Below are 26,118 nucleotides of genomic sequence, written 5' to 3'. Positions count from 1 at the left end.
ATCTGACATGAGCCTGGCGTCTGTTCGCCACTGTGGCGAACCCACGCAAGGGGGGCTCATGAGACGAAGAGCGAGATCGATCCTCGCTGCCGGCGTGCTCCTGCTGGGTGGCGGCGCGGGGCTCGCGCCGTTCGCCCAGGCGGCCGAGAACGACGGTTCCGGCGATGCGGAAGAGGTCAAGGTCTTCCGTGCCGAGGTCACGAAGAAGCAGATACCCCTGCTTCTGGCGGCCGGGCAGGACGGTCACGAACTCAGCGAGCAGGCACCGGAGAAGGGCACCGCGTCGGTCGAGGTCTACCTCACCGACAAGCAGGCGAAGGCCCTGGAGGAGCAGGGCGTCGACCTCACGGAGCACAGGCTCACCCGCAAGGCGGAGGCCCGGGTGGACGCCGCGGGCGACGGGGTCTACCGCCCGTACAGCGGCGCCGGCAACATCAAGGAGGAGATCCTCCGGACCGGTCAGGAGCACCCGTCCCTGACCAAGGTGGTCTCCATCGGCAAGTCCCTCCAGGGGCAGGACATCCTCGCGCTCAAGCTGACCAAGAACGCGAGGAAGACCAAGGACGGCGCCAAGCCCTCCGTCCTCTACATGTCCAACCAGCACGCCCGTGAGTGGATCACCCCGGAGATGACCCGGCGGCTGATGCACCACTACCTGGACAACTACAAGACGGACAAGCGGATCAAGAAGATCGTCGACACCACCGAGTTGTGGTTCCTGATCTCCGCAAACCCGGACGGCTACGACTTCACCCACAAGGCCGACGGCAACCGCCAGTGGCGCAAGAACCTGCGCGACATCAACGGCGACAAGGCCATCACCGTCGGCGACGGCGTCGACCTCAACCGCAACTTCGCCTACAAGTGGGGCTACGACAACGAGGGTTCGTCCCCGTTCCCCACCAGCGAGACCTACCGCGGCGCGAGCCCCGGCTCCGAGCCCGAGACCAAGGCCCTGGACGCCTTCGAGAAGCGCATCGGCTTCGAGTACGGCATCAACTACCACTCCGCCGCCGAACTGATCCTCTACGGCGTCGGCTGGCAGGTGGCCACCCCCACCCCGGACGACGTGCTCTACAAGGCGCTGGCCGGTACCCCGGAGAACCCCGCCGTCCCCGGGTACCACCCCCAGCTCTCCTCGGAGCTGTACACCACCAACGGCGAGGCGGACGGCCACGCGGCCAACGTCAACGGCACGGCGATGTTCACCCCCGAGATGTCGACGTGCCAGACCGCCTCGAACATCGACCCGGCCGACGCCTGGAAGCCGGAGGACTGCGCCTCCGTCTTCACGTTCCCGGACGACGAGAAGCTGATCAAGCAGGAGTTCGAGAAGAACATCCCGTTCGCGCTCTCCGTCGCCGAGTCCGCGGCCAAGCCCGACCAGCCGAAGTCCTCGGTCGGCCTCGACGCCCCCGACTTCACCCCGGCGTCCTTCACCACGTCGTACTCGCGCGGCGCCGACCAGGAGATCTCCGTCGTCGTCCGCAGGTCCGTGCGCGACAAGGAGCTGAAGTACCGGATCAACGGCCGCGGCCGGACCTACGACCAGACGCTCAGGCCCTGGAAGGGCGGCGAGACGTTCGGCGGTGAGGACAACCTCTGGTTCGACGAGTACCGGGCGAAGGTCCAGGACGGCGAACCCGGCGACAAGGTCGAGGTCTGGTTCACCGGCGAGACCAAGAACGGCAAGGCCACCCGCAGCAAGCGCTTCACCTACACGATCGCCGAGCGGCCCAAGGCCGACACCCTCGTCGTCGCCGAGGAGGGTGCGACCGCGACCCAGACCCAGACGTATGTCGACGCGCTGAAGGCCAACGGCAAGAAGGCGCTCGTCTGGGACGTCGCCACCCAGGGTGCTCCCGACGCGCTGGGCGTACTGAAGCACTTCAAGCAGGTCGTCCACTACACGGGCGCCGTGCGCCCCGGTGTCGCCACCCAGCTCGCCCTGCGCGCCTACCTCAACGAGGGCGGCAAGCTGATCGAGGCGGGCGAGAGCGCCGGCGGCTCCGTCGACCTCGGCGGCGGCACCCTGTCCAACGACTTCAGCCAGTACTACCTGGGCGCCTACAGCCGCACCTCCCTGCCCGACGCCAAATCCTTCGCGGGCAGCGGCAAGCTGGCGGGCTTCACGGGAACGCTCGGCGACGCGCCCGGCAACCCGCTCAACACGGCCGGGTCGTTCGGCCTCACCTCCGACGCCCTGCCGACGGACGCCTTCCCGCAGTTCGCGAGCGCCGGGGCGGGCCAGTACCCCGGCACCGTCAACCCCTACGGCCCGTACGAGGGCGCGTCGATGGCGGCGGTCACGCACTCCGACTACGCCTGGAACCGGCTCACCCGCACCATCGACCTCACCTCGGTGACCGCGGCCGACAAGCCCACGCTGCGCACCCGGATCCTGTGGAACACCGAGGAGGGCTACGACCACGCGGTCCTGGAGGCGCACACCGCCGGGGCCGACGACTGGACGACGCTGCCCGAGGCGGGCGGCGCCACCTCCACCGCCGTGCCCGTCGAGTGCGAGGCCGGGTACTTCATCCAGGCCCACCCGGCGCTGAAGCGGTACCTGACCCTGGGCTCCGGCGGCTGCACGCCGACCGGCACCAGCGGTGCCTGGAACAGCTTCACCGGGGCCTCCGACGGCTGGAAGCAGGTCGAGTTCGATCTCTCCGCCTACGCCGGCAAGTCGGTCGAGGTGTCGTTCAGCTACATCACCGACCCCGGTTCCGGCGGCCGTGGCGTGCTGCTCGACAACACCACGGTGGTCACCGGCGGCACCGCCGGCGCGACCGAGGGCTTCGAGACGTCGCTCGGCGCGTGGAAGACCCCCGGCCCGCCCGCGGGCAGCCCGGCGGTCGTCCGGGACTGGGGCCTGTCCGGCGAACTGTTCAAGACGTTCGGCGCGGTCACCACGAACGACACCGTGCTGCTGGGCTTCGGCCTGGAGCAGGTGCCCGCGGCGGCCGACCGCACGGCGCTGCTCGGCAAGGCGCTGGCGGCGCTCAGGAAGTGAGCGCCGACTGCGCCGAAGGGCTGATGGCAGGCCCTGGAGAGGCCACCCCGAACGTCTGAAATCAGATGATCGGGGGGCCGCTCAAAAGGTAATCAGCTTGCAAAACCCGGGCGGTCCCTACCCCTACTGGCGGGTACGGACCGCACCGGCATGTATAGGGCATCTCGATGTCACTCGACGGGCCCCGGGGAGGTAGGGTCGTAGGCGGTCGGGGACATCCCATACAGCTCGCCGGCACTGAGCCGGCGTACCAACGAGGAGATCGGTTCGTGACGATCCGCGTAGGCATCAACGGCTTTGGCCGCATCGGTCGTAACTACTTCCGCGCGCTGCTGGAGCAGGGTGCAGACATCGAGATCGTGGCTGTCAACGACCTGGGTGACACCGCGACCACCGCTCACCTGCTGAAGTACGACACCATCCTGGGCCGTCTCAAGGCCGAGGTGTCGCACACCGCCGACACGATCACCGTGGACGGCCACACCATCAAGGTCCTCTCCGAGCGCAACCCCGCCGACATCCCGTGGGGCGAGCTGGGCGTCGACATCGTCATCGAGTCCACCGGCATCTTCACGAAGAAGGCCGACGCCGAGAAGCACCTCGCCGGCGGCGCCAAGAAGGTCCTCATCTCGGCTCCGGCCAAGGACGAGGACATCACCGTGGTGATGGGCGTCAACCAGGACAAGTACGACCCGGCGAACCACCACGTCATCTCCAACGCCTCCTGCACCACCAACTGTGTGGCGCCGATGGCCAAGGTCCTCGACGAGAACTTCGGCATCGTCAAGGGCCTGATGACGACGGTCCACGCGTACACCAACGACCAGCGCATCCTGGACTTCCCGCACTCGGACCTGCGTCGCGCCCGCGCCGCCGCCGAGAACATCATCCCGACCACCACCGGTGCCGCGAAGGCCACCGCGCTGGTCCTGCCGCAGCTCAAGGGCAAGCTCGACGGCATCGCGATGCGTGTCCCGGTCCCGACCGGATCGGCCACCGACCTGGTCGTGCAGCTGCAGCGCGAGGTCACCAAGGACGAGGTCAACGCCGCCTTCAAGAAGGCCTCCGAGGACGGCGACCTCAAGGGCATCCTGTTCTACACCGAGGACCAGATCGTGTCCTCGGACATCGTCAGCGACCCGGCCTCCTGCACCTTCGACGCCTCCCTGACCATGGTCCAGGAAGGCACGTCGGTGAAGATCCTCGGCTGGTACGACAACGAGTGGGGCTACTCCAACCGCCTCGTCGACCTGACGGTCTTCGTCGGCAACCAGCTCTGATCGACGGAAACAGGCACATGAGGTGACGGCAGGGCTCGGGCGGCGCAGTGACGCGCCGCCCGGGCCCTGACTCACGTGCGAAACGGCCCTCTTACGATCACGAGCACCACAAGTCCTCTCCGGGAGTCCCCTCAATGAAGACGATCGACGAACTCCTCGCTGACTCAGTCGCCGGAAAGCGGGTCTTCGTCCGCGCCGACCTGAACGTGCCGCTGTCCGGCACCACGATCACCGACGACGGCCGTATCCGCGCCGTCCTGCCCACCGTGAAGGCCCTCGCCGACGCGGGCGCCCGCGTGGTCGTCGCCTCGCACCTGGGCCGCCCCAAGGGCGCCCCGGACCCGGTCTTCTCGCTCGCCCCGGCCGCCGCCCGCCTCGGTGAACTCCTCGGCGCCGACGTGGCGTTCGCGACGGACACGGTCGGCGAGTCCGCCGAGGCCACCGTCACGGGCCTCGCCGACGGCCAGGTCGCCGTGCTGGAGAACCTGCGCTTCAACGCCGGCGAGACGTCGAAGGACGACGCCGAGCGCGCCGCCTTCGCGGACCGGCTCGCCGGCCTCGCCGACGTCTACGTGGGCGACGGCTTCGGCGCGGTGCACCGGAGGCACGCCTCCGTCTTCGACCTCCCGGCCCGGCTGCCGCACTACGCCGGCCACCTCATCGCCACCGAGGTCGGCGTCCTCAAGAAGCTCACCGAGGACGTCAAGCGCCCCTACGTGGTCGCGCTCGGCGGCGCCAAGGTCTCCGACAAGCTCGCCGTCATCGACCAGCTGCTCGGCAAGGCCGACCGCATCCTCATCGGCGGCGGCATGGCGTACACCTTCCTCAAGGCCAAGGGGTACGAGATCGGCAGCTCCCTCCTCCAGGAGGACCAGCTCCCGGCCGTCGTGGAGTACCTGGAGCGCGCCGAGAAGACCGGTGTCGAGCTGGTCCTGCCCGTCGACGCCCTCGTCTCGTCCGCGTTCCCGGACCTGAAGGCCAAGGCCCCGGCCGACCCCACCTCCGTCGCCGCGGACGCCATCCCGGCCGACCAGATGGGTCTGGACATCGGTCCGGAGACCCGCAAGCTGTACGCCTCGAAGATCGCCGACGCGGCCACCGTCTTCTGGAACGGGCCGATGGGCGTCTTCGAGCACCCCGATTTCGCCGAGGGCACCAAGGCGGTCGCCCAGGCTCTCCTCGACTCCGAGGCGTTCACGGTCGTCGGTGGCGGAGACTCCGCCGCGGCCGTGCGCATCCTGGGCTTCGACGAGAACGCATTCGGCCACATCTCGACCGGTGGCGGCGCCTCCCTCGAATACCTCGAGGGCAAGACGCTCCCCGGACTCGCCGCACTGGAGGACTGACCCTCGATGACTGCTGTTGAAAACGGCCGCCTGCCCCTGATGGCGGGCAACTGGAAGATGAACCTCAACCACCTCGAGGCCATCGCCCACGTCCAGAAGCTCGCCTTCGCCCTGGCCGACAAGGACTACGAGGCCTGCGAGGTCGCGGTCCTGCCCCCCTTCACCGACCTGCGGTCCGTGCAGACCCTCGTCGACGGCGACAAGCTCAAGATCAAGTACGGTGCCCAGGACCTGTCGGCCCACGACTCCGGCGCCTACACCGGCGAGATCTCCGGCCCGATGCTGGCCAAGCTCAAGTGCACCTTCGTGGCGGTCGGCCACTCCGAGCGCCGCCAGTACCACGACGAGACCGACGAGATCGTCAACGCCAAGGTCAAGGCGGCCTTCAAGCACGGCCTCACCCCGATCCTCTGCGTCGGTGAGGAGCTGGAGGTCCGCGAGGCGGGCAACCACGTCTCCCACACCCTCGCCCAGGTCGAGGGCGGCCTGAAGGACGTCCCCGCCGAGCACGCCGAGACCGTCGTCATCGCCTACGAGCCCGTGTGGGCCATCGGCACCGGCAAGGTCTGCGGCGCCGAGGACGCCCAGGAGGTCTGCGCGGCCATCCGTGCCAAGCTGGCCGAGCTGTACAGCCAGGAACTGGCCGACCAGGTCCGCATCCAGTACGGCGGCTCCGTCAAGGCCGGCAACGTCGCCGAGATCATGGCCCAGGCCGACATCGACGGTGCCCTCGTCGGCGGCGCCTCCCTGGACGCGGACGAGTTCGTCAAGATCGTGCGCTTCCGTGACCAGTGAGCCGTCGGGAGGCGGCCGGTGTCGGGAGGGCGAGCGCGCGCGGATGCCCGCAGGGCTGAGCACGGTCGGCCTCCCGACACCGGATCAGAGCGTCCCGACGGCGATCAGGGAAAGGTGAGTAGGCGCTAGCGGCGTAACGTCGTAGTCTTGCGGGGGCATGGCGCAGCCGCCATGCCCCTGTCGTCCATCCAGATCCGAGGAAGTTGGTCCAGCCGTGGTTATGGGGTTCTCGATCGCCCTGATCGTCTTCAGCGGGTTGCTGATGCTGCTGGTGCTGATGCACAAGGGCAAGGGCGGCGGCCTCTCCGACATGTTCGGTGGCGGCATGCAGTCGTCCGTCGGCGGCTCCTCGGTCGCCGAGCGCAACCTCGACCGGATCACCGTGGTGGTCGGTCTGCTGTGGTTCGCGTGCATTGTCGTACTCGGCATCCTCATGAAGGTCAACAACTGACCCTCGGGTCCGCGTAGGACAACGCGTCACGGACGCACCGATCCGCACGTAAAGCCCCATGCTGGGTACGCGACTTCGAGCGCGGCCTATCATGGGGCTCGCGTCTGGGATGGGATGTAACTCCAATCACTGGACGCGCGTTGGGCCTTACGTAGACTGAGGCGCTCGCAGCGAAGCGAAACGCCGACTCGCTTCGCCGCACCATCACGCAGGGAGTTACGACCGTGGCAAGTGGCAACGCGATCCGAGGAAGCCGGGTCGGGGCGGGGCCGATGGGCGAAGCCGAGCGCGGCGAGTCCGCACCCCGGCTTCGCATCTCCTTCTGGTGCTCCAACGGACACGAGACCCAGCCGAGCTTCGCAAGCGACGCGCAGGTCCCCGACACCTGGGACTGCCCGCGCTGCGGCTTCCCGGCCGGACAGGACCGGGACAACCCGCCGGACCCACCGCGCACCGAGCCCTACAAGACGCACCTCGCCTATGTGCGGGAGCGACGCAGCGACGCGGACGGCGAGGCGATCCTCGCCGAGGCGCTCGCCAAACTGCGGGGCGAGATCTAGGAAAGTGCGGCCGGCCGGGCACCTCAGGGTGTCCGGCCGTAGTCGTTCGCGGGGCGCCGCTTTCCCACCTGTTCGCCTCCTGTCCCTCGACACGCTGACACCGGTGCGCACGACCGACGTATCTGTTGTCGAGCCGGACCACGGCGGGACGACCGCTCGTGTCGTCTCGTGATCAATTAGGTTGGGACCGGCAGCGGGGCAAGGTACGCAGGACCAGTAGGAAAGAAGGCTGAAGTCCGAGATGAACGCAGAAAGCCGTACCAGGCTCAACCAGACGCCCGAGTGGACGGCGCTGGCCGAGCACCGGCAGCAGCTGGGCGACGTACAGCTGCGGGAGCTGTTCGCGGCCGACCCCGGGCGCGGCACCGGGTACACGCTGGAGGTCGGCGATCTGCACGTCGACTACTCCAAGCACCTGGTCACCGACGAGACACTGCGGCTGCTGCGGGAGCTGGCCGCCGCGACCGACGTGTTCGGACTGCGGGACGCCATGTTCCGCGGCGAGAAGATCAACACCACCGAGGACCGCGCCGTCCTGCACACCGCGCTGCGCGCCCCGCGTGACGCGGTGATCGAGGTCGACGGCGAGAACGTGGTGCCGGCCGTGCACGCCGTCCTGGACAAGATGGCCGGCTTCGCCGAGAGGATCCGCTCCGGTGAGTGGACCGGACACACCGGCAGGCGCATCAAGAACATCGTCAACGTCGGTATCGGCGGCTCCGACCTGGGCCCGGCCATGGCGTACGAGGTGCTGCGCTCCTACACCGACCGCGATCTGGTCGTCCGCTTCGTGTCGAACGTCGACGGGGCCGACCTGCACGAGGCCGTACGGGACCTGGACGCGGCGGAGACGCTGTTCGTCATCGCCTCGAAGACGTTCACCACGATCGAGACGATCACCAACGCGACCTCCGCCCGCGACTGGCTGCTGACCGAGCTGAAGGCGGGCCCCGATGCCGTCGCCAAGCACTTCGTCGCCCTCTCGACGAACGCCGGGAAGGTGTCGGACTTCGGTATCGACACCGCCAACATGTTCGAGTTCTGGGACTGGGTCGGCGGCCGCTACTCGTACGACTCGGCGATCGGTCTGTCGCTGATGATCGCGATCGGTCCGGACCGCTTCCGGGAGATGCTCGACGGCTTCCGGATCGTCGACGAGCACTTCCGCACCGCGCCCGCCGAGTCCAATGTGCCACTCCTGCTGGGCCTCCTCGGCATCTGGTACGGCAACTTCCACGACGCCCAGTCCCACGCGGTCCTGCCGTACAGCCACTACCTGTCCAAGTTCACGGCGTACCTCCAGCAGCTGGACATGGAGTCCAACGGCAAGTACGTGGACCGTGACGGCCAGGAGGTCGAGTGGCAGACGGGGCCGGTGGTGTGGGGCACGCCCGGGACGAACGGGCAGCACGCCTACTACCAGCTGATCCACCAGGGCACGAAGTTGATCCCGGCGGACTTCATCGGCTTCGCCGAGCCGGTCGCCGACCTCGGTGAGCGGTTCAGGGCCCAGCACGACCTGCTGATGGCGAACTTCTTCGCCCAGACGCAGGCACTGGCCTTCGGCAAGACCCCGGACGAGGTGCGGGCCGAGGGCGTGGCCGAGGACCTGGTGCCGCACAAGACGTTCAAGGGCAACCACCCCACGACCACGATCCTTGCGAAGGAGCTGACTCCGTCGGTCCTCGGCCAGCTGATCGCGCTGTACGAGCACAAGGTGTTCGTCCAGGGCGCCGTCTGGAACATCGACTCCTTCGACCAGTGGGGCGTCGAGCTGGGCAAGGTCCTCGCCAAGCGGGTGGAGCCCGCACTGACCGAGGGCGCCGAGGTGCCGGGTCTGGACGCGTCCACGCGTGCCCTGGTCGCCAAGTACCGGGAGCTGCGCGGCCGCCGGTAGTGGATCGGGTGGGGAGGGGGGAGGCACTCCGAGCCCCTCCCCACCCTGCTCTCGGGTCCGCCGGGCTCAGCGCCCGGGCCCGGCTGCGGTGACCGGCCTCAGTGCCCCAGGCCGGCGCCTCCGTCCACCGGGATCACGGCGCCGCGCACATAGCCGGCGTCGGCCAGGAACGCCACCGCGTCGGCGACCTCCTCGGGCCGGCCCAGCCGCCCCGCCGGGGTGGTGCGCAGCAGTTCACGGCGTTGCTCCGGGGTGAGGGCGCGGCTCATGTCGGTCTCGGTGAGGCCGGGGGCGACGACATTGCAGGTGATGTCGCGGGCGCCCAGCTCCTGGGTGAGGGCGCGGGCGAAGCCGACGAGGCCCGCCTTGGCCGCCGCGTAGTTGGTCTGGCCGGGGGCGCCGTGCAGGGCGGCCGTGGAGGAGATCAGGACGATACGGCCGTGCCCGGCGCGGAGCATCCCGCGCACCGCCCGCCGCGCGACCCGGAAGGCCCCGGTGAGGTTGGTGTCGACGACGGAGGTGAAGTCGTCCTCGGTCATCCGCAGCAGCAGCCGGTCCTGGGTGAAGCCCGCGTTGGCGACCAGCACGGACACCTCACCGTGGGCCGCCTCGGCCTCCTTGAACGCCTGATCGACCTGCTCGCCGTCCGTGACGTCGCACCGGACGGCGAGGACGTCCTCGCCGGCGGGGGGCTCCTCACCCCGGTAGGTGACCGTGACCCGGTCGCCGGCCGTGACGAAACGCCGGGCTATGGCCAGACCGATGCCCCGGTTCCCCCCGGTGACGAGGACCGAACGGGCCGCCGTCCCTGTCATCGTGCGCTCCCTCTCTGCTCACTGGTTCCGATCGTCGACCGGTCATTCCCGGCCCAGCCCGTCGCGCCAGCTCGGCCGCGCCGGCTTCCAGCCCAGCCGCGCCCGCGCCCGGTCGTTGGCCGCACCGTGGGCGGAGGTCAGCTGGTGCGCCATGAACCAGCCGAGCAGCCGGGGCGCCAGGGCCGCCGGAACCGTACCGGGAGAGGGCGCGGCGAGCGCCCGCGCGAAGTGGGGGAGCCACTGCGCGGCCGGGGCCGGGTCGTCGTCCGTCACATGGAACACGCCGGTCGCGTCCGCCTCGACGGCCACCACGGCCGCCCCCACGGCGTCCTCCACATGCAGGAACGACATGATCCCGGAGCCACCGCCGGGCAACGGCAGCCGACCGGCCAGCACGGCCTGCGCGGTGCCACCGGTAGGGGCGTACGCGGTGCGGGGGCCGTACAGGGTGCCGTACCGCAGCACCACCCCCTCCAGGCCGGCGCCCAGCACCTGCCGTTCCAGCTCGGCGACCGCCCCTACGGTCGCCGCCCAGCCGGGGTCGGGGGCGTCCACGTACAGCGGGGTGTCCTCGTCGAGGACCGGCTCCCCGGCGGGCGCGGCGGCGAACGCGATGGACTGGGCGACCAGCCGGCGCGCACCGGCGGCGCGGGCCGCCGCGATCAGGTTCGCGGTGCCCTCGGTGCGCAGCCGCGCCGTCTGCGCGAAGGCCGCCGCAGGGTCGTCGCGCAGCAGCCGCAGGGCCGACATCTGATGGACGATCACCTCGGGCCGGGCCGCCGACACCGCCGACAGCAGCGCCGCACGGTCGAGGGCGTCGGCGACCACCACCCCGTCCGCGTCGGGAGCCCGGTCGCGGGCCCCCTTCCGGACGAGTGCGCTCACCTCGTGGCCGCGTTCCCGCAGCGCGCCCACCAGGGGGCGCCCGACCACTCCGGTGGCCCCGGCGACAAGGATCCGCATGCCTCAGCCCTCCGTTCCGGCCGGGGCCGGCGCGGCGACCCGCATCAGCAGACGGCACGCCTTGTCGCCCTCGCGCAGACAACTCTCGGCGCGGTTCTCGGCCAGGGTCACGCCGAGCCCTTCGGACCAGCCCGCGTGGACGGCGGTGCAGGGGCAGCGGTAACCCTCCAGGGAACCCGCCATGCGGACCATGGTGATCGCGAAGTTCCGCTTCAGCGTGAGGACGATCAGATCGTCGGCCTCGACCTCGGTGGAGGCGTTGCGCAGCTCGGGCGGGAACATCCGGTCGCCGCAGTCGTCGTAGCGGCGGCGCAGCTCCTCCAGGTCCTTGCGGGCGTCACCGGAGTCGGGAAGCGGCCCCGCGAGGCGGGCGACGCGCTGTCCGACGTGCAGGGCCACCTTGCGCAGCGCCTCGGCGTTGATCTCGTTCGCCGCCTCCTGCCCGAATCTGGCCGCCACCCCCTGGTACCAGTGGGCGTCGTGCTGCCACCACAGCCGGTACGCCTCCACGGTCGCGGCCCGGTGGTTGACGGTGTCGCCACCTGTGTGCGTGCTCATGCGTGCTCCCCGGCGACATCGGTCGGCCGGTGCGGCGGCAACGGCGGCCGGACCGGCGGCGAACCTGTCGCGCATCACTCGTTTCAGAACCTTGCCGGTGGCGCCCTTGGCCACGTCGTCCGGCCTCATCCGCAGGGCCCGCGTCACCGGCGGGAGACCGGCCGCCGTCAGCACGGAGTTGACACGCGCGGTCCATTTCTCGTCGCCCGAGTCGCCCTCGCCGCCGCCGTCGCCCACTCCGCCGTCCTCGGCCGCGCCCTCGTCGGCGAGCTGGAGCAGCGCGTACGCCTCTGCCTCCCCGTCGCCGTCCCAGTCCGCCCGTACGCCGTCCGGGGCGACCCCGACCACCGTGCAGTCGGCGAGCCCGGGGACCTCCGCCAGCAGCAACTCCTCGGTGCGGGTGCTGAAGACGATGCCGGCGGCGGTGCGGATGGCGTCCGGGGCCCGGTCCAGGTGGTAGAAGTTGCCCTCCTCGTCCTGATGGGCGAGGTCGCCGGTGAGCCAGTAGCCGCCGAGCCGCATCCGGTTCCAGGTCAGCGAGTCGTTCCAGTAACCCGGCGTCAGCGTCGGCGACTTGAGACCCAGGCGGCCGATCTGCCCGGGCGGCAGCGGGGTGCCGTCCTCGGCGAGCACGGCGGCCTCCGCGAAGCTGATCGGCTTGCCCACACAGCGCGAGTACGCCGAGGTGTCCTTGGTGTGCCGGTTGTGGAAGACCGAGTAGCCGGCCTCCGACGAGCCGAGCCCGTCCACGAACACCGACCCGTCGACCCGCGCACGGCTCAGATCCCGGCGGATCTCGACATGGCTGCCGTGCCGCACGAGCGCCCGGATGTGCGCCTCGTGCGCCGCGTCCCCGGTGTTGAACCACACCTGCACGCTCGCCAGATCACGCGCCGCCAGATCCTGGACCGCCATCTCGCCGAACGTCCCGGCGAACGCCAGCACCGTCGTCGGACGGAACTCCTCGATGGCGTCGAGCACGTCCGTTCCGCGCTGACTGGACAGCAGCTTGATGTCGGTGCGCAGCAGCAGGCAGTACATCAGCGTCGCCACCATCGCGTTGTGCGCGCCGGGCAGACCGACCAGTGTGCGCTCCATGTCGGTACCGGTGGAGTAGCGCAGCCGGTGCAGCTGCGCGTACATCAGGGTCCGGTGGGTGTGCGGCACCCCCTTGGGCAGGCCCGTGGTGCCCGACGAGTGGGAGATCAGCACCGGGTCGCTGGGGTCGTGCCGGTAGGGGTACGACGCCGGGAGCGACTCCCGGTCCTCCGGCCGGATCCCGGCGGCGGTCGCACAGAAGCCGAGGCCGGGCGTCCCGGCCAGCACCTCGTGGTGCGCCTCGTCGGTGAAGGTGCCCACGACTCCCTGCCGGCGGACGTACTCGCGGGCGATCTCCGGCGACAGATTGCCGTTGACGAACGAGGGGATCGCGCCGAGCGCCGTGAGCGCCAGGAAGTTCACCGCGAACTCGGCCGCCGCGTACGAGTGGATCGCGACCGGGTCACGGGGCCGCACACCTCGGGCCGCGTACCAGCCCGCGTACGCCTCGACCACCTCGTAGAGCTGCCCGAGCGTCAGCACCTCCGGGTGGCTGCCGTCCGGGGCCCGCCAGGTGCCGTCGAACCGCAGGACGGGCTCGTCGAGGGCGCGGTCGTACTCCTTCAGCCGGTACAGGACGTTGCCGGCGCCGAGTTCGCTGTCGGAGCAGATCCGCGCCCGCTCCTGCCTACTGATGAGCATGGGTGTCCGTCTCGTTTCTCTCCGGGAGCCGTTCGGAACTGAGGAGGAACGCCGCTGCCGCCGGGCCGGCCGCCGCCAGGATCTGGCTGCCCCCGTCCCGCAGCAGCCGGCGGTGCGCGGCGGCCAGGTCGAACAGGCCCTGGACGCTGCCGTGATGGTCGGCCGCCGGAGGACACCCGATGTCGTCCGCGTCCGTCGCGCGGACCGTCACCGGCGCCTCGGGGCCGGGCCGGGCCAGCAGCAGCGCCGCGGCCAGACCGGCCGACCCGGGCAGGTCCGGAACCGGGCGGCCGTCGTCGGCGGTCAGCTCGCGGTGCACGGCGGCCACCCGTTCACCGCCGCCCAGTTCCACGCCCAGCACCAGGACCCGGTCCAGCTCCGGGTCCTCCAGCAGCAGGTCCGCCATGGCCAGCAGTTCGGTGACCGGGTCGTCCAGGGTGGAGAGGCTGAACATCTGCCCGGTGATCTCGAACTCCCGGCTCAGGTGCCCCAGCACGGAGTTGGGCGTGGCCTGCATGAACAGCAGCGGGTTGTGCACCCGCCCCGACACCATCCGGGTACTGGCCAGGTCCGCGGTGGTGGTGTCCCCCATCAGGCTCGCCAGCGCCACCGCCGTACGGGACCCGTCGCCCGGGCACGCGGTCAGGCACCGGGCGGCCACCTCGTACGCCAGCGGACTGAACGCCGACTCCACGAAGCCGGGCAGCCGCGGCAGCGCGATGTCGCCGTCACGGCCGGTGCCGTGGGTCGCGGTGGCGCACGTGAGCACGGCGAGGGGCGAGCGGAGCGCCGCCTTCTCTGTGGTCGTCACGGCCGCTCCAGGACGAGCGCGGTGTTGGCGCCGCCGAACGCGGCGTTGATGGTGAGGGCGCGGCGGAGGTCGGCGGGACGGGGTTCGTTCGGCACGTAGTCGAGGTCGCACTCCGGGTCCGGCGCGGTGAACCCCGCGGTCGGCGGGAGGACCCCGTCCGTCAGGGCCAGCATGGTGATGACGAACTCCACGACCCCCGCGGCCTCCAGCAGATGCCCGGTGGTGCTCTTGGTGGAGCTGACCGGCACCGACTCGGCCCGCTTCGGCAGGGCGGCCCGCAGACCCCGGGTCTCGGCGCCGTCGTTGTACTTGGTGCCGGTGCCGTGCGCGTTGACGTAACCGAGGTCCGCGCCGTCCGGGTCGCCGGCCATCCGCAGCGCCTGCCGGGCGGCGAGGGCGAGGCCCACGCCCTCCGGGTGCGGCTGCGCGATGTGGTGGGCGTCGGTGGCCGCGCCCCAGCCGACCACGCCCGCCAGCGGCCGGGCGCCGCGCCGCCGGGCGTGCTCGGCCGACTCCAGCACGACGGCCGCGACCCCGTCGCCGAGCAGCAGGCCCGTGCGGTCCGCGCTGAACGGGCGCACCATGCCGTCACGGGACAGCGCCCGGCCCGAGTCGAACTTCCCGAACGTCTCCTCCTCCACCAGATAGCCGCCGGCGCACACCGCCGCGTCGATCCGGCCGGACGAGATCAGCCGGCAGCCGTGGATGATCGCGGCCGCCGACGCCACACAGGCGTTGGTGAACGTCAACCGGGGCCCCGTCAGCCCCAGTTCGCCCGCCAGCGACTCGGCGAGACGGGCCGGGACGGCGTCGGCGAGCCGCGCGCGGAGCGGGTCCCCCATGCCCACGGAGCCGTGGGCGCGATCGGAGTCGGCCCCGGGGCGCGCCGCGTCCCGCCAGTGGCGGGTGATGCTCGTGCAGTCACCGGCGATGCCCAGCAGGACCGCGGCCTCGGCGCCCTGGGGGAGGCCCGCCATGTCGAGGGCCTCCGTCCCGCAGCGGGCGAGGGCGTGGCGCAGGGCCCAGCCCTCGACGGCGTCGGGCCCGTCCGGGGCGACGCCGGCCATCGGCGTGCGGTACGGGCCGGTGTCGAACCGGGTGGTCGGCGCGAACGAGGGGACGCCCGCGAACACCCCGCGCCGCAGGGCGTCCGCTCCCGTGCCGAACGCCGTACGGATGCCGAAGCCGGTCACCGTCACCTCACCGGTCACGGTGCTCACCCCCGTCCGCCGCCCGCTCCGCCGTCCGCAGGAACTCGGTGAGCCGGCGGAGCGAGGTCAGCTGGGAGATGTCGTCGTCGCCGGGTTCCACGACCAGGCCGTACCGTTCCTCCACCACATGCAGCAGCCACACCAGCCCCAGGGAGTCCAGGACGAGTTCGGCGTCCTCGTCGAGGTCCTCGGGCACACCGGGGAAGATCTTCCGGTCCGCCAGCAGTGCCCGGACGGTGTCGGTGGTGAGGGCGGCCGGCGCGGAGGCTTCCGCGCTCATGCCGTGGCACCGCGTCGGACGACCTCGGCGACGAGCCCGCCGAGGGTGAGGGAGGCCAGCGGTTCGATGTCGGTGTCCGGGATCTCCACGCCGAACCGCGACTCCAGCCGCAGCGTCAGCTCGATCAGACTCAGCGAGTCCACCTCCAGCCCGCCGACCGTCACCGGGCTGTCGTCCGTGATGCCGTCGCGGCTCGTCAGGATGTTCATCTCGTCGATGACCGAGGTCAGGACGAACTCGCGGATCTCGTCTTCCAACGTGGACGTACTCATGATCAGAATCTCCAGTGACTGATTTCAGTGACCGATGCAAGTGACGGCGGACGGCCGCCGTGGCCTGTTCACCCCGCGGAGCGCAGCGTGGCCGCCTGGCGGACGAGCTTTCCGTTGGAGGTGCGGGGCAGGTCGTCGAGCAGCCGGATCACGCGGGGCAGCTTGTAGTCGGCCAGCCGTTCCCGGCACCAGCGCAGCAGCTCCGCCGGCGACGGGCTGTCCGCCCCGTCGGCGACCGCCACGTACGCCTCGGTGACGTCCTCGTGGACGACGACCGCCTGTTCGACCGCCGGGTGCCGGCGCAGGACGTGCTCGACCTCGGTGAGGTCGACCTTCAGGCCGCCGACCACGACCAGGGAGTCGGCACGGCCGCCCACGGTGACCGCCCCGTCGGCGCCGACGGTGGCCCGGTCCCGGGTGTGCAGCCAGCCGTCCGCGTACTGGGTGCCGCCCGTGTCGTACAGGTACGGGGACTCGTCGAGCGCCACGTCCAGTTCGCCCTTGTGCACGCGGACCACCACGCCCGGCGCGGGCCGCCCGACGGAGGGCCGCAGCCGCCCGGCGACGTCGATGGCGACGATCCCGGTCTCGGTGGTGCCGTACGCCTCGCCGACCTCCACGCCGTACCGCTCGGCGAACCTCGCAGCGGCCTCGGGCGGCATCAGCTCCCCGCCGGACACGGCGGTCCGCAGGTCGGGCAGGACGGGGGCGTCGAGGGCGGCGGCGAGCAGCTCGTAGTGCATCGGCACCCCGAACAGGGCGGTGACACGGTGCTCCACGGCGGTCCGGAGGATGTCACGGGCCGAGACGCGCGGGGTGAACACCACGCGGACGCCGGTGGCCAGGGAGTGCAGCAGCCCGCCGATGAGGCCGAAGCTGTGCGCGGTCGAGCTGAGCAGCAGCAGCCGGTCGCCCTGGCCGGGCATGCCGGGGACCTGGCCGAACGCCGCGACCTCGGCGGCCAGCGACCGTACGGTCCGGCCGATCACCTTGGGCCGCCCGGTGGAGCCCGAGCTGAACTGGACCAGCCGGTGCCCGGTGCCGGCGGGTCGCCCGCCCCTGCGGATCTCGGTGGTGACCTCGTACTCGGGCCGGAACCCGAAGGTCGCCCGGACGTTCGACCCGGCGCCGACCATGAACTGCGGGCGGCAGACCTCGCCGAGCGCGCTCACCTCGGCGAGCTTCAGCCGGAAGTCGAACAGCAGCACCTGGGCGCCCAGCCGCCACAGCGCGAGCAGCACCTCGACCTGGGTGAAGCTGGGCGGGGTCCGCAGGCCCACGGTGCTGCCCGGTCCGATGCCGTACCCGGCGAACACGGCGGCCTGCTTGGCCACGCGCTCCCGTAACTCGCCCCGGTGGACGGTCTCCCGCTGGTGCGTCAGATAGGGGAGGGTGTCGTCCCGCGCGTCGAACAGCCGCTGGACCAGGGCGCCCATCCCCTCGTCGTCGACGAGCTCGCCCATGGGGGCTCAGACCTCCTTGCAGAACTCGCCGATGGGCAGGCCCACGTGGCGCTTGTCCTGCGCGAGGTAGCCGAGCAGTTCGTCGCCCGCCCGGAGTTCGGTGACGTTGAGGACCTTGCCGCCGGGACCGAGCACCCGGACGTGCCAGTCGTCCTGCACGGTCAGGCTGACCAGCCGTCCGTCCTCGGCGTGGGTGCGGATCTCCAGCAGGGGCCGTGACTCCAGCTTGGCGCGGCCCACCACGACCCGCCGGGTGCGGCCGTCGGCGCCGACCGCGAGCAGGGTGCTGCCGGAGCCGACCTCGCTGAGGTAGCTGGTGCGGTTGTCGGGGCCCAGCGTGTACGAGTGCAGGGCACCGGCGTTGACCCGGAACGGCCTGGTCGGCATGTACGGCAGCGGATGGGTCTCGCTGCAGCAGAGCACGAACCCGGAGGAGTAGGAGCCGACGAGGATGCCCTCGTCCTCCTCGAAGTGCGAGCAGGTGTCCACGCAGACCCGGTCGCCGAGGCCGACGTGCCGGATGCTCTCCACGGTCAGCGTCGACAGCTCCAGCTGCGGGGTGGACGCCTGGAGCAGCCGGGCCAGCGCGAACACCTCGTCGGCGGAGCGCGGCGCGTAGAGGATGCCGTCGGAGCCGCGTTCGAGGACGTCGAAGACGATGGCGGCCTCCTCCAGGTCGCCGACCACGGTCACCAGCTTGCCCTCGGCGGACTCGGCCGCCGCGAGCACGATCTCCAGCGGGATCTTCGTGGGGTCGGCGAAGTGGATCACGGTGTACGGCAGGGCCATCGCGCCCGCGCAGGACAGCCGCAGGGTGCGGTCGTCGCGGACGTCGACGAATCCGGCGACGGGAGCGCCGGACGCGCCGGTGGCGGCACGGTGGGCCGCGGCGAGGGTGTCCAGCTCCTCCTGGGTGGTGAACTTCCGTAGCAGGACGTCGATCCCGGTGTCCGCGTCGGTCGCGGACGCGGTGGCCCCGGACGCCTTCCCGCCGGCGTCTTTCGCGTCCTTGCCGCCCTTGTCGGCCGCCTTGTCGCCCGGCTTCCGCACGGCGGCCGGTGCGCCGTCCGCGGCGGCCAGGACCCGGGTGACGGTGGGGGGCAGCGTGGCGAGCAGCTCGGCGTCCGCGGAGACCACTCCGGCCATCCGGGCGTGGACGGCCGCGTCCACCACCGCCTGGAGCTGGGGACGGGGGACTTCACGGAGATCGATCCACGCGAATCTCATGCGACACCTGCCACGATCGTCGAGTAGTGGGCGGGATGGGGATCAGTCGTGCTCATGCCGCCCGGTGGCCCCGTCTGCGCGTGCACGACGGCGGCCAGCCGGGACACCAGGGCGGCGGGGGACGGGGAGGAGAAGACGCGCCGGCCGACGGCGAGCCCACGGCAGCCGGCGGCCATGAGGGCGGTGCCGTACGCGATCAGATCGGAGCCGTCCGGGGGGCCGCCGGCCGCGAGGACGGGGATGGGGCTGTGGGCCACCACCTCGGCCATCCGGTCGAGCGGCAGGGCGACGGACGTCTTCACCAGGTCGGCGCCCAGGTCGCGGCGGCCACATTGACGATGTGCGCGAGGAGAGCGGGGTCGTGCGGGTTGTCGATCCGGGGCCCGCGCGGATAGACCATGGCGATCAGCGGCATGCCCCAGGTGTCGCAGGAACGCGCCACCGCTCCCAGGTCGGCCAGCTGCCGCCCCTCGGTGTCGGAGCCGACGTTCACATGGACGCTGACGGCGTCCGCGCCCAGGGCCACCGCCTCCTCGACATCGCCGACCAGTACCTTCGCGTCGACATCGGCGGAGCACGCCGTACTGGCGCTCAGATGCACCACGAGCGCGCAGCTCTTGAGGATGTCCGACGAAAGATTTCGGGCCCGCCCTTTGTGGACGATGATTCCATCGGCCCCGCCGGCCACGAGCGCGCGCAGGAGATCTTCCCATTGCCCCGGAGGAGCGACCGGACCGTCCGAAACACTGTGGTCGAGCGGTATGAGCAAGTGTCGATCGTCGCCGACGAGGGAAAGTCTTCTGAGACGTAATGGCTTGCCAGTTTTCAGCATGGGTAAAGAGCCCTTCTCCATGGCCGAAAAACGATGTTCGTAGAACTTTAAAGTTCTTCCTGGGCCAGCATTCCGTGCGTGATCGGCCGTTGGCAAGGCGTGATGGTCGGCAAATTTTTATGTGGATGTTTACATGAATATTGACAGCGAATCGACAGTAGTCCCAGGGTTGACGCCCTCGCCGAGTGGTGTTCGTGTGTTGTTATGCGGCAAGTGGTGAGGTGGTAGGGGTCGTACGCTCTGGGTGGTTTTGGCTGAATAAAAGGGTGCTCAATTTCCCGGCGGGGATTCCCGCAGAGCTCCGGCTTGCTTGTGGAAATCGATTTTCCCGACCTAGGGTGACAGGCGCACTCCGGTTCGTGTTACATGCGTGGCCGTCCCCCCACGGGCCCGGACCATTCATGTCCGGGCGTACCGGAAGTGAGCCCCCCATGCCCGAATCCCCCGCAAACACCGTCACCGACACCGGGGGCGGCGGACAGGTCGCCTTACCGTCAGAGCCGCAGCGGTCCACGGCGCCGAAGGTCGCCGTCGCGAGCCTCATCGGCACCACGATCGAGTACTACGACTTCGCCGTGTACGGCACCGCCTCCGCGCTCGTCCTCGGCCCCGCCTTCTTCCCCTCGGGCAACGCCACGGTCTCCACCCTCGCCGCGTTCCTCACCTTCGCCGCGGCCTTCGTCTCCCGCCCCCTCGGCGTCGTCCTCTTCGGCACGATCGGCGACCGGCTCGGCCGGCGCCGTGCCCTGGTCGCCTCCCTGCTGCTGATGGGCGTCGCGACGGTCGGCGTGGGCCTGCTGCCCACCTACGAGACCGCCGGACTCCTCGCCCCCGTCCTCCTGGTGACGCTCCGTCTTCTCCAGGGCGTCAGCATGGGCGGCGAATGGGGCGGAGCGGTCCTGCTCGCCGCCGAGCACGCCCCGCCCGGACGCCGCGCGCTGTACGCGGCCGTCCCCAACATCGGGCCGTCGCTCGGCTTCCTGCTCTCCAGCGCCGTCATCGTCCCCACCCTCGACACCGTCGGCCGGGACGGCTTCGCCGACTGGGGCTGGCGGATCCCGTTCCTGCTCAGTGCCGCGCTCGTCATGGTGGGCCTGTGGGTGCGCACGACGGTCGCCGAGTCACCCGTGTTCAAGGCGGAGACCGACGAGGGCACACGCACGCCGACCTGGGCCGACACGGAGGACCGGCCCGCCGAGCCGGCCCCCTCCCCGGCGTCCCGCTTCCCGCTCGGCACGCTCGTCGCCCGGCACCCAGGCCGGCTGCTGCTCGGCACCGGGGCGGCGATCGGCGGCTCGGCCGTCTACTACCTCACGATCGTCTACAGCCTGTCCTACGGACCCAAGGCGCTCGGCATCCCGCAGAACACGATGCTGACGGCCGCGAGCATCGGGGCGGCGGCCGGGATCGCGATCACCCTGCCCGTCGCACGCCTCGCCGACCGGGTCGGGCGGCGGCCCCTCATGCTGACGGGCGCGACCGGGTCCGTGCTGTGGGCGGTGCCGATGTACGCCTCGCTCAGCTCACGGAACGCGCTGCTCATCACCGGTGCGTACGCGGTGGGGCTGATGCTGCTCGCGCTGATGTTCTCGCCGATGGCGGCGTTCCTCGCGGAGCTGTTCCCGGCGCGGCTGCGGTACACCGGGGCGTCCGCGGCGTTCATCCTCGCCAACACGCTCGGGGGCGGGTTCGCACCGCTCGTCGCGACGTGGCTGAACGGCCAGTGGTCGTCGCCGCTGGTGCTCGGCTTCTACACGGGTGGGTTGTGCCTGGTCAGCCTGGCGTGCGTGGCGGCTCTGCCGGAGACGCGGGAGGAGCACTTCTCCGTCTGACGGTGATGCGTGGTTGATCGCGCGGTTCCCCGCACCCCTCGCACAGCAGGGGTCGCACCCCGTGCCGTGCGCCTTCAGGGGTGCGGGGAACCGCGCGCGTACCCCTCAGGGAGACGCCGGCGGGTACAGCGAGCGGGGAAGCTGGGACGCCGCCGCCGCGTCCAGGAGCCACAGCGTGCGGGCCCTTCCGTACGCGCCCGCGACCGGCGCCTGGATCTCACCGGCGCCGGACAGGCCGATCGCCGCCGCCCGCGCCTTGTCCTCGCCGGCCGCCAGCAGCCACACCTCCCGCGCCGCCCGGATCGCCGGCAACGTCAGGGTGACCCGGGTGGGCGGGGGCTTCGGCGCGCCCCGCACCCCGACCACCGTCCGCTCGGTCTCCCGTACGGCCGGCAGTTCCGGGAACAGCGACGCCACATGCGTGTCCGGGCCGACGCCCAGCATCAGCACGTCGAACGTCGGCACCGAACCGTGGTTCTCCGGCCCGGCCGCCCGCGCCAGTTCCTCCGCGTACGCGGCGGCCGCCGAGTCCACATCCGCGCCCCACGGGCCGTCCGACGCGGGCATCGCGTGCACCCGCTTCGGGTCCAGCGGCACCGAGTCCAGCAGCGCCTCCCTGGCCTGGGTGACGTTCCGGTCGGGGTCGCCCTCGGGCAGGAACCGCTCGTCACCCCACCACAGGTCCAGCCGGCCCCAGTCGACGGCGTCCCGCGCGGGCGCCGCCGCCAGCGCGGCGAGCAGACCGTTGCCGTTGCGGCCACCGGTGAGGACCACCGAGGCGTAGCCGCGCGAGGCCTGCGCGTCCACGACCTTGGTGATCAGCCGGGCGGCCGCCGCCTGCGCCATCAGCTCCTTGTCCCGGTGCACGACCAGCTGAGGAGTACCCACTACGAGGCCGCCTTCTTCACGGGCGGCATCTGCGCCGGCGTGGGCCGCTCGCCCTCGCCCTCGCCGTCACCACCGGCCGCCGACGCCGACAGGGCGGGCGAAGCGGACGCCGAAGCCGACGTCGAGGCGGACGCGGAGGCCGAGCCGGAAGCGGCCGTCGAAGCCGTGCCCGCACCCGAGGCGTCCGCCGCCGAGGACGACGCGCTTCCCGAGGACAGGGCCGACCCGGCGCCTCCCGGAGAAGCCGTGCCCCCGGCCGACGTCGTCTCGGACGTCGTCCCACCCGGCAGCGCGCTCCCCGCGGAGCCGCCCAGCCGGTCCACCCCGAACCGCAGCGCCGAGGCGTACGTGTCGTCCGGGTCCAGTCGGCGCAGCTCCTCCGCCAGCAGCTCGGACGTCTCGCGGCGCTTCAGCGCCACCGCCCGGTCCGGCTGGTCCTCCAGCGTGAGGAGGGCGAGGCCACCGGAGGGCCGGTACAGCCGGATGGGGCCGGTGCTGGTCAGCATCCGCACCTCGTTCAGGCCGGGGCCCGCCGACACCCCGCGCCGCACATGGACGTGCAGCCGGTCCGCGAGCCACATCGCCAGCAGCTCCACGCTCGGGTTGTACTGCTCGCCGTGCACCTCCGCGGAGATGACCTCGCAGTCCACCTGGTCGAGCGCGGCCGCCAGCATGGAACGCCACGGGGTGATCCGCGTCCAGGCGAGATCCGTGTCACCGGGCTCGTAGTTGTCGGCGCGGGCCCGCAGCTCGTCGATCGGCTTCTCGGCGGAGTAGCTGTCGGTGACCCGCCGCTGGCCGAGCGCGCCCAGCGGATCGCGGGCCGGGTCGAGCGGCGCGTTGACCGGCCACCACACCACGACCGGCGCGTCCGGCAGCAGCAGCGGCAGCACCACCGACTGGGCGTGGTCCGCGACCTCGCCGTACAGCCGGAGGACGACCGTCTCGCCGGCGCCCGCGTCGGCGCCCACCCGCACCTCGGCGTCGAGGCGGGACTTCGTCCGGTCCCGGGGACCGCGCGAGACCCGCTTGATGACCACGAGCGTGCGCGAGGGATGCTCGCGGGACGCGTCGTTCGCCGCCTTCAGCGCGTCGTACGCGTTCTCCTCGTCCGTGACGATGACCAGCGTGAGCACCATGCCGACGGCCGGCGTGCCGATCGCGCGACGGGCCTTGACGAGCGCCTTGTTGATCTTGCTGGCCGTGGTGTCCGTGAGGTCTGTCTTCATGGCCGGCGCCAGCTCCGTCCGTCTCGTTCGAGCATCTCGTCCGCCTCGACGGGGCCCCAGGTACCGGCCTGGTACTGGGCGGGCCTGCCGTGCTTGTCCCAGTACTCCTCGATCGGGTCGAGGATCTTCCAGGACAGCTCGACCTCCTCCGTGCGCGGGAAGAGGTTCGAGTCACCGAGCAGGACGTCGAGGATCAGCCGCTCGTACGCCTCGGGGCTGGACTCCGTGAACGACTCGCCGTACGCGAAGTCCATCGACACGTCACGGATCTCCATCGAGGTGCCCGGCACCTTGGAGCCGAAGCGGACGGTGACGCCCTCGTCGGGCTGGACGCGGATGACGATCGCGTTCTGGCCGAGTTCCTCGGTGGCGGTGGAGTCGAAGGGGGAGTGGGGCGCCCGCTGGAAGACCACGGCGATCTCGGTCACCCGGCGGCCGAGGCGCTTGCCGGTCCGCAGATAGAACGGCACACCGGCCCAGCGGCGGTTGTCGACCTCCACCTTGATCGCGGCGTACGTGTCGGTCTTCGACTTGCGGTCGATGCCGTCCTCTTCGAGGTAGCCGATGACCTTCTCGCCGCCCTGCCAGCCGGCCGCGTACTGCGCGAACACGGTGTCCCGGCCGAGGTCCCGCGGCAGCCGTACCGCGCCGAGGACCTTGGTCTTCTCCGCCGCGAGCGCGTCCGCGTCGAAGGAGGCGGGCTCCTCCATCGCGGTCAGCGCCATCAACTGCAGCAGGTGGTTCTGGATGACGTCACGGGCGGCGCCGATGCCGTCGTAGTAGCCGGCGCGGCCGCCGATGCCGATGTCCTCGGCCATCGTGATCTGCACATGGTCCACGAAGGACCGGTTCCAGATCGGCTCGAACATCGTGTTGGCGAAACGGAGCGCCAGGATGTTCTGGACGGTCTCCTTGCCCAGGTAGTGGTCGATGCGGAAGACCTGGTCCGGGGCGAAGACCTCGTGGACGATCGCGTTGAGCTCCTCGGCCGACTTCAGGTCGTGGCCGAAGGGCTTCTCGATGACCGCGCGCCGCCAGGAACCGCTCGACTGGTCGGCCAGCCCGTGCTTCTTCAGCTGCTGGATCACGACCGGGAACGCCGACGGCGGCACGGAGAGGTAGAAGGCGAAGTTGCCACCGGTGCCCTGCGCCTTGTCCAGCTCCTGGATCGTGTCGCGCAGCCGCTCGAACGACACGTCGTCGTCGAAGGTGCCCTGGACGAACCGCATGCCCTGGATGAGCTGCTGCCAGACCTCCTCGCGGAAGGGGGTGCGGGCATGCTCCTTGACCGCGTCGTGGACCTCCTGCGCGAAGTCCTCGTGCGCCCACTCCCGGCGGGCGAAACCGACGAGCGAGAAGCCCGGCGGCAGCAGTCCGCGGTTGGCGAGGTCGTACACGGCAGGCATCAGCTTCTTGCGTGACAAGTCGCCTGTGACACCGAAGATGACCAGGCCCGACGGCCCCGCGATACGCGGGAGCCGTCGGTCCGCGGCGTCACGCAGCGGATTGCTGCTCGACAAGGTTTTCAGCCCTCCGAGGGTGCGAGGCGCTTCAGCTCCGCCTCGGTCGACTTGAGCAGGTCGTTCCAGGACGCCTCGAACTTCTCGACGCCCTCCTCCTCCAGCAGCTGGACGACCTCGTCGTACGAGATGCCGAGCTGCTCGACCGCGTCCAGCTCGGCACGGGCCTGCTCGTAGGTCCCGGAGACCGCGTCACCGCGGATCTCACCGCTCTCGGCGGTGGCCTCCAGGGTGGCCTCCGGCATGGTGTTCACCGTGTTCGGCGCCACCAGCTCGTCGACGTACAGGGTGGGCTTGTACGCCGGGTCCTTGACACCGGTCGAGGCCCACAGCGGACGCTGCTTGTTCGCGCCCGCGCTCTCCAGGGCCGCCCAGCGCTCGCCGCTGAAGACCTCCTCGTACGCCTGGTAGGCGAGGCGCGCGTTGGCGACGCCGGCCTTGCCGCGCGCGGCCTTGGCCTCGGGCGTGCCCAGCGCGTCGAGGCGCTTGTCGATCTCGGTGTCCACGCGGGACACGAAGAACGACGCCACCGAGTGGATCTTCGACAGGTCGAGGCCGCGCTCCTTGGCCTTCTCCAGACCGGCCAGGTAGGCGTCCATCACCTGGCGGTAGCGCTCCAGCGAGAAGATCAGCGTGACGTTGACGCTGATGCCGAGGCCGATGACCTCGGTGATGGCCGGCAGGCCGCCCATCGTCGCCGGGATCTTGATCAGGGTGTTGGGGCGGTCCACCAGCCAGGCGAGCTGCTTGGCCTCGGCGACCGTCGGCTTGGTGTGGTGCGCCAGCCGCGGGTCGACCTCGATGGAGACCCGGCCGTCCTGGCCGTCGGTCGCGTCGAAGACGGGGCGCAGGATGTCGGCGGCGTCACGGACGTCCGCCGTCGTGATCATGCGGATGGCCTCCTCGACGGTCACCTTGCGGGCCGCGAGGTCCGACAGCTGCTGGTCGTAGCCGTCACCCTGGGAGATCGCCTTCTGGAAGATCGAAGGGTTGGTGGTGACGCCCACGACGTGCTGCTGGTCGATCAGCTCGGCGAGGTTGCCGGACGTGATGCGCTTGCGCGACAGGTCGTCCAGCCAGATCGCCACGCCTTCCTCGGAGAGGCGCTTGAGTGCGTCTGTCATGGAATTAC

At 71.0% G+C, this 26,118-nt stretch carries 20 protein-coding genes and 2 pseudogenes; 8 read left to right on the top strand and 14 right to left on the bottom strand.

The genetic code is table 11. The features are described 5' to 3' along the window. Positions 1-58: 58 nt before the first annotated feature. The 7 genes from ACZ4Z3_RS04900 (at position 59) to pgi (ending at position 9,345) form a co-directional block, all read left to right on the top strand. Positions 59-3,016, top strand: coding sequence for a M14 family metallopeptidase (locus ACZ4Z3_RS04900; RefSeq protein WP_468499692.1), 2,958 nt, complete (start codon positions 59-61; stop codon positions 3,014-3,016). A 269-nt stretch (positions 3,017-3,285) separates the two neighbouring features. Then, on the top strand, positions 3,286-4,296 hold the full coding sequence (gap, locus tag ACZ4Z3_RS04895) for a type I glyceraldehyde-3-phosphate dehydrogenase (protein WP_055538514.1): 1,011 nt from the start codon (positions 3,286-3,288) through the stop codon (positions 4,294-4,296). A 134-nt stretch (positions 4,297-4,430) separates the two neighbouring features. Then, positions 4,431-5,642, top strand: coding sequence for a phosphoglycerate kinase (locus ACZ4Z3_RS04890; RefSeq protein WP_468499691.1), 1,212 nt, complete (start codon positions 4,431-4,433; stop codon positions 5,640-5,642). Between the two features lie 39 nt (positions 5,643-5,681). Then, on the top strand, positions 5,682-6,437 hold the full coding sequence (tpiA, locus tag ACZ4Z3_RS04885; RefSeq protein WP_468500198.1) for a triose-phosphate isomerase: 756 nt from the start codon (positions 5,682-5,684) through the stop codon (positions 6,435-6,437). 220 nt (positions 6,438-6,657) lie between these two features. Then, positions 6,658-6,888 (top strand): preprotein translocase subunit SecG, encoded by a 231-nt coding sequence (gene secG, locus ACZ4Z3_RS04880; RefSeq protein ID WP_055514354.1) that lies wholly within the window; start codon positions 6,658-6,660, stop codon positions 6,886-6,888. A 224-nt stretch (positions 6,889-7,112) separates the two neighbouring features. Beyond that, positions 7,113-7,448 carry an RNA polymerase-binding protein RbpA gene (locus tag ACZ4Z3_RS04875; protein WP_003957010.1) on the top strand — a complete coding sequence of 112 codons (336 nt, stop codon included), beginning with the start codon at positions 7,113-7,115 and terminating at the stop codon, positions 7,446-7,448. 241 nt (positions 7,449-7,689) lie between these two features. Next, positions 7,690-9,345 (top strand): glucose-6-phosphate isomerase, encoded by a 1,656-nt coding sequence (gene pgi / locus ACZ4Z3_RS04870; RefSeq protein WP_468499690.1) that lies wholly within the window; start codon positions 7,690-7,692, stop codon positions 9,343-9,345. A 98-nt stretch (positions 9,346-9,443) separates the two neighbouring features. Here pgi and fabG read toward each other — a convergent pair whose 3' ends face one another. The 10 genes and pseudogenes from fabG to ACZ4Z3_RS04820 all read right to left on the bottom strand — a co-directional run bounded on the left by fabG (position 9,444) and on the right by ACZ4Z3_RS04820 (position 19,517). Continuing rightward, positions 9,444-10,160 carry a 3-oxoacyl-ACP reductase FabG gene (gene fabG / locus ACZ4Z3_RS04865; RefSeq protein ID WP_468499689.1) on the bottom strand — a complete coding sequence of 239 codons (717 nt, stop codon included), beginning with the start codon at positions 10,158-10,160 and terminating at the stop codon, positions 9,444-9,446. A 42-nt stretch (positions 10,161-10,202) separates the two neighbouring features. Then, the gene (locus tag ACZ4Z3_RS04860; protein ID WP_468499688.1) at positions 10,203-11,123 is read right to left on the bottom strand and encodes an NAD-dependent epimerase/dehydratase family protein; all 921 of its coding nucleotides are present in this window, start codon (positions 11,121-11,123) and stop codon (positions 10,203-10,205) included. Positions 11,124-11,711: 588 nt separating this feature from the next. Beyond that, positions 11,712-13,421, bottom strand: a pseudogene (locus ACZ4Z3_RS04855) (class I adenylate-forming enzyme family protein); the annotation flags it as partial. After that, the gene (locus ACZ4Z3_RS04850) at positions 13,408-14,232 is read right to left on the bottom strand and encodes a hypothetical protein (RefSeq protein ID WP_468499687.1); all 825 of its coding nucleotides are present in this window, start codon (positions 14,230-14,232) and stop codon (positions 13,408-13,410) included. The gene ACZ4Z3_RS04850 and the pseudogene ACZ4Z3_RS04855, both read right to left, overlap by 14 nt. Beyond that, positions 14,229-15,443 carry a beta-ketoacyl-[acyl-carrier-protein] synthase family protein gene (locus ACZ4Z3_RS04845; protein ID WP_468499686.1) on the bottom strand — a complete coding sequence of 405 codons (1,215 nt, stop codon included), beginning with the start codon at positions 15,441-15,443 and terminating at the stop codon, positions 14,229-14,231. The genes ACZ4Z3_RS04850 and ACZ4Z3_RS04845 overlap by 4 nt, the downstream gene beginning before the upstream one ends. After that, on the bottom strand, positions 15,433-15,723 hold the full coding sequence (locus ACZ4Z3_RS04840) for an acyl carrier protein (RefSeq protein ID WP_468499685.1): 291 nt from the start codon (positions 15,721-15,723) through the stop codon (positions 15,433-15,435). The genes ACZ4Z3_RS04845 and ACZ4Z3_RS04840 overlap by 11 nt, the downstream gene beginning before the upstream one ends. Next, positions 15,720-15,995: an acyl carrier protein gene (locus ACZ4Z3_RS04835; RefSeq protein ID WP_185093775.1), complete on the bottom strand. Its 276-nt coding sequence runs from the start codon at positions 15,993-15,995 to the stop codon at positions 15,720-15,722. Before ACZ4Z3_RS04835 ends, ACZ4Z3_RS04840 begins: the two co-directional genes overlap by 4 nt. A 68-nt stretch (positions 15,996-16,063) precedes the next feature. Then, entirely contained in the window at positions 16,064-17,458 is a 1,395-nt protein-coding gene (locus ACZ4Z3_RS04830; protein ID WP_468499684.1) for a class I adenylate-forming enzyme family protein, read from the bottom strand. A gap of 6 nt (positions 17,459-17,464) precedes the next feature. Further along, a complete protein-coding gene (locus ACZ4Z3_RS04825) occupies positions 17,465-18,685 on the bottom strand; it encodes a 3-dehydroquinate synthase II family protein (protein ID WP_468499683.1) in 1,221 nt (406 codons plus the stop codon). Continuing rightward, positions 18,682-19,517, bottom strand: a pseudogene (locus ACZ4Z3_RS04820) (2-amino-3,7-dideoxy-D-threo-hept-6-ulosonate synthase). The gene ACZ4Z3_RS04825 and the pseudogene ACZ4Z3_RS04820 overlap by 4 nt, the downstream one beginning before the upstream one ends. A gap of 431 nt (positions 19,518-19,948) precedes the next feature. Here ACZ4Z3_RS04820 and ACZ4Z3_RS04815 point away from each other — a divergent pair. Then, a complete protein-coding gene (locus ACZ4Z3_RS04815) occupies positions 19,949-21,349 on the top strand; it encodes an MFS transporter (RefSeq protein WP_468499682.1) in 1,401 nt (466 codons plus the stop codon). A 105-nt stretch (positions 21,350-21,454) separates the two neighbouring features. Here ACZ4Z3_RS04815 and pgl read toward each other — a convergent pair whose 3' ends face one another. The 4 genes from pgl to tal are packed head-to-tail and all read right to left on the bottom strand — an operon-like array spanning position 21,455 to position 26,110. Further along, positions 21,455-22,237 (bottom strand): 6-phosphogluconolactonase, encoded by a 783-nt coding sequence (gene pgl, locus ACZ4Z3_RS04810; RefSeq protein ID WP_468499681.1) that lies wholly within the window; start codon positions 22,235-22,237, stop codon positions 21,455-21,457. After that, the gene (opcA, locus tag ACZ4Z3_RS04805; protein ID WP_468499680.1) at positions 22,237-23,466 is read right to left on the bottom strand and encodes a glucose-6-phosphate dehydrogenase assembly protein OpcA; all 1,230 of its coding nucleotides are present in this window, start codon (positions 23,464-23,466) and stop codon (positions 22,237-22,239) included. Before opcA ends, pgl begins: the two co-directional genes overlap by 1 nt. Next, on the bottom strand, positions 23,463-24,995 hold the full coding sequence (zwf, locus tag ACZ4Z3_RS04800; protein ID WP_468500197.1) for a glucose-6-phosphate dehydrogenase: 1,533 nt from the start codon (positions 24,993-24,995) through the stop codon (positions 23,463-23,465). Before zwf ends, opcA begins: the two co-directional genes overlap by 4 nt. Further along, the gene (gene tal, locus ACZ4Z3_RS04795) at positions 24,992-26,110 is read right to left on the bottom strand and encodes a transaldolase (RefSeq protein ID WP_468499679.1); all 1,119 of its coding nucleotides are present in this window, start codon (positions 26,108-26,110) and stop codon (positions 24,992-24,994) included. Before tal ends, zwf begins: the two co-directional genes overlap by 4 nt. Between the last annotated feature and the right edge of the window lie 8 nt (positions 26,111-26,118).

It is taken from the genome of Streptomyces sp. NPDC030296 (assembly GCF_055572815.1).
The sequence above is the reverse complement of the archived record's forward strand: the minus strand, read 5'-3'. Positions and strand labels throughout refer to the sequence as shown.

Excerpts from the sequence above, each read along its gene's own strand:
- ACZ4Z3_RS04900 (WP_468499692.1), top strand. The coding sequence starts at position 59 with ATGAGACGAAGAGCGAGATCGATCCTCGCTGCCGGCGTGCTCCTGCTG.
- ACZ4Z3_RS04890 (WP_468499691.1), top strand. The coding sequence starts at position 4,431 with ATGAAGACGATCGACGAACTCCTCGCTGACTCAGTCGCCGGAAAGCGG.
- tpiA (WP_468500198.1), top strand. The coding sequence starts at position 5,682 with ATGGCGGGCAACTGGAAGATGAACCTCAACCACCTCGAGGCCATCGCC.
- secG (WP_055514354.1), top strand. The coding sequence starts at position 6,658 with ATGGGGTTCTCGATCGCCCTGATCGTCTTCAGCGGGTTGCTGATGCTG.
- pgi (WP_468499690.1), top strand. The coding sequence starts at position 7,690 with ATGAACGCAGAAAGCCGTACCAGGCTCAACCAGACGCCCGAGTGGACG.
- fabG (WP_468499689.1), bottom strand. The coding sequence starts at position 10,160 with ATGACAGGGACGGCGGCCCGTTCGGTCCTCGTCACCGGGGGGAACCGG.
- ACZ4Z3_RS04860 (WP_468499688.1), bottom strand. The coding sequence starts at position 11,123 with ATGCGGATCCTTGTCGCCGGGGCCACCGGAGTGGTCGGGCGCCCCCTG.
- ACZ4Z3_RS04840 (WP_468499685.1), bottom strand. The coding sequence starts at position 15,723 with ATGAGCGCGGAAGCCTCCGCGCCGGCCGCCCTCACCACCGACACCGTC.
- ACZ4Z3_RS04835 (WP_185093775.1), bottom strand. The coding sequence starts at position 15,995 with ATGAGTACGTCCACGTTGGAAGACGAGATCCGCGAGTTCGTCCTGACC.
- ACZ4Z3_RS04830 (WP_468499684.1), bottom strand. The coding sequence starts at position 17,458 with ATGGGCGAGCTCGTCGACGACGAGGGGATGGGCGCCCTGGTCCAGCGG.
- ACZ4Z3_RS04825 (WP_468499683.1), bottom strand. The coding sequence starts at position 18,685 with ATGAGATTCGCGTGGATCGATCTCCGTGAAGTCCCCCGTCCCCAGCTC.
- ACZ4Z3_RS04815 (WP_468499682.1), top strand. The coding sequence starts at position 19,949 with ATGCCCGAATCCCCCGCAAACACCGTCACCGACACCGGGGGCGGCGGA.
- opcA (WP_468499680.1), bottom strand. The coding sequence starts at position 23,466 with ATGAAGACAGACCTCACGGACACCACGGCCAGCAAGATCAACAAGGCG.
- tal (WP_468499679.1), bottom strand. The coding sequence starts at position 26,110 with ATGACAGACGCACTCAAGCGCCTCTCCGAGGAAGGCGTGGCGATCTGG.